Source organism: Herpetosiphonaceae bacterium, from assembly GCA_036374795.1.
GTDB lineage: Bacteria > Chloroflexota > Chloroflexia > Chloroflexales > Kallotenuaceae > LB3-1.
Map to the genome: position 1 here is coordinate 1 of DASUTC010000228.1, position 1,053 is coordinate 1,053.

The 1,053-nt window shown below is 67.4% G+C and carries 1 protein-coding gene; it reads right to left on the reverse strand.

Annotation, left to right across the window (positions count from 1 at the left end):
* The coding region (locus VFZ66_17140; GenBank protein ID HEX6290913.1) for a condensation domain-containing protein at positions 1-1,053 on the reverse strand (1,053 nt) is incomplete at both ends.

The window sequence follows — 1,053 nt, forward strand, 5'->3', positions numbered from 1 at the left end:
TGATGGACGACGAGCAGGAGGCGCTGCGGCTGCGTGGGACCGCAGGTGATCAGCGCCGCCCGCAGCAGCGGCCCCCGCGTGATGTTCAGGCTCGCCTGAAGCGCTGCGGCGGTTGATGCGAGCGTCGCTTCTTGCTCGGCAGGCGGCAGCGCCGAGAGATCGATCTCGGACCAGACCGTGCCCTCTTCGAGCCCGGCGTTCTCCTGGTGCCAGCCCGCGTCGGTGGCGTGAAAGCGCAGCCGCAGCGCGTCGTGATGGACCAGGAGATACTGGACCGCCTGTGCGAGCAGCGCTGGATCAAGCGCTTCCTCGGCTTCGAGCACGATCGACTGGTTGAAGTGATGCACATCCGGCAGGTTCCGCTCGAAGAAATGCCGCTGGATCGGCGTCAGCGGCACATCGCCGGTGACAAGGCCCTGCTCGGCGATCACAACTGGCGCGCTATCGACGACCGCTGCGAGCGCGGCGATGGTCTGATACTCGAAGAGCTGGCGCGGCGTGATACGTAGTCCCGCCTCAGTAGCACGCGCAACGATCTGAATGCTCAGGATCGAATCGCCGCCTAGGGCAAAGAAGTTGTCGTGGATGCCGACCTGCTCGCGACGCAGGACCGCCGCCCAGATCTGGGCTAAGGTCTGCTCGGCGGCGGTCTGCGGCGCGACATACGACGCGGCAGGATCAGCCTGGCTTTCTTCCGGATTGGGCAGGGCCTTGCGATCGACCTTGCCGTGACGGGTGAGCGGCAAAGCGGCGAGCGGCACAACAGCGCTGGGGACCATGTAGGCGGGCAGCGTGCGCAGCAGGAAGGCACGCAGCGCCTCGGCGCTCGGCACTATTGCGCCCTCGTGCGCCACCAGATAGGCCACCAGGCGCTGCTCGCTACGGTCGGCATCGGCGCGCGCCACGACGACTGCCTCACGGACGGCCTCGTGCTGGGTCAGCGCGGCCTCGACCTCGCCGAGTTCGATGCGATACCCCCGGATCTTGACCTGATCGTCGCTCCGGCCCACGAATTCGAGCGTGCCGTCGACCAGGTAGCGCGCGAGGTCGCCG